Source organism: Priestia sp. P5_B4 (assembly GCF_056400385.1).
Genome location: NZ_JBFULJ010000913.1, coordinates 1 through 1492 on the forward strand (window position 1 = coordinate 1; position 1492 = coordinate 1492).

2 protein-coding genes are annotated in these 1492 nt (G+C 39.6%); one reads left to right on the plus strand and one right to left on the minus strand.

The window, feature by feature from the left end:
- Positions 1-15: 15 nt before the first annotated feature.
- Entirely contained in the window at positions 16-1350 is a 1335-nt protein-coding gene (locus AC1DRF_RS27415; protein WP_477742238.1) for a sodium-dependent transporter, read from the plus strand.
- Between the two features lie 30 nt (positions 1351-1380).
- Here the strand turns inward: AC1DRF_RS27415 and AC1DRF_RS27420 are convergent.
- The coding region (locus tag AC1DRF_RS27420; protein ID WP_477742239.1) for a cell wall hydrolase at positions 1381-1492 on the minus strand (112 nt) is incomplete at its 5' end.

Sequence of the window (1492 nt, forward strand, 5' to 3'; positions counted from 1 at the left end):
CATTATATGCATTATATGAGTAAAGGAAATCAGTGGTCTTCACGCCTCGGTTTTATTTTAGCATCTGCTGGGGCAGCAATTGGTCTAGGAGCGATATGGAAGTTTCCATACGTAACGGGAACCAGTGGCGGTGGAGCGTTTTTTGCGTTGTTTATTTTATTTACGATTTTTATTGGATTGCCGCTTCTGTTGGCAGAATTTATCATTGGAAKACATACGGGGAAAGAAGCGATTAGTGCTTATAAGGCAATTGCTCCAAAATCCGCTTGGGTATGGATTGGCAGGCTGGGAGTACTAAGCTGTGTCGTTTTGCTTTCCTTTTACAGCGTCGTTGGCGGCTGGGTGATTTTATATACGATTATGAGCGTAACCGGTATGCTAAGCGGAAAAGAGTACGGTCCGTTGTTCAATGCCGTCATTAGCCAACCTTATGTAGTATTAGGTGCACAGGCGCTGTTTTTATTAATTACAGTGTTTGTTATTTCAAAAGGCGTACAAAAAGGAATAGAGCGTGCTAATAAATACATGATGCCGCTGTTATTTATTTGTTTTATCATTATCGTGGTGCGTTCTTTAACATTAGACGGAGCAATGGACGGAGTAAAGTTCTTTTTGAAACCGGATTTTTCAGCCATTACAGGGTCATCTGTTCTCTATGCGCTCGGTCAGTCGTTTTTCTCGCTTTGCGTGGGATTATCTTGCATGGTGACATATAGCTCTTATTTAGGGAAAAAAGTAAGCTTGACGCGTTCAGCTGGGACTATTGCTATTTTGAACTTGTTTGTTTCGCTGCTGGCGGGTTTGGCTATTTTCCCAGCCGTTTTTTCATTTGGATTAAAGCCAACTGAAGGACCTGGACTTTTGTTTGTGGTCTTGCCAACAGTATTTGAGAAAATGCCGTTTGGTACCGTCTTTTTAGCACTGTTTTTAATTTTATTTCTATTTGCTACGCTTACGTCTGCTTTCTCACTGCTGGAAATTATCGTAGCTGCTTTAACCAAAGACGATCAGACAAAACGAACTCGCTACGCTTCTTTATCAGGGATTCTTGTGTTTGTGGTAGGTATCCCATCAGCGCTTTCGTTTGGTGTACTAAAACATGTCTCACTTTTTGGCAGAAGTATATTTGACGTAGCTGACTTTTTTGTGAGCAACTTAATGCTGCCTCTGGGAAGTTTAGCCATTGCGATTTTTGTGACATTTAAAATGAAAAAAGAAGCCGTGTACGAAGAGTTTATTTCAGGAAGTACAAAAGGCGCTAAATTATTCAACGCATGGTTCTTTCTAGTTAAATACGTATTGCCTATTATTATTATAGCTGTTTTATTAAGCTTACTTGTTGCATATTAAAAAAAGCACTCATCTGAGTGCTTTTTTTGTTTATTTTGCAAACACGTGATTTCCGATTGTGATCGTAACCTGTTTTTGACGAAGCCATTGGTCGCTTGTTTTATCTGGATTAAAGAAGAATAATGAACCTTTTCCTTGACCT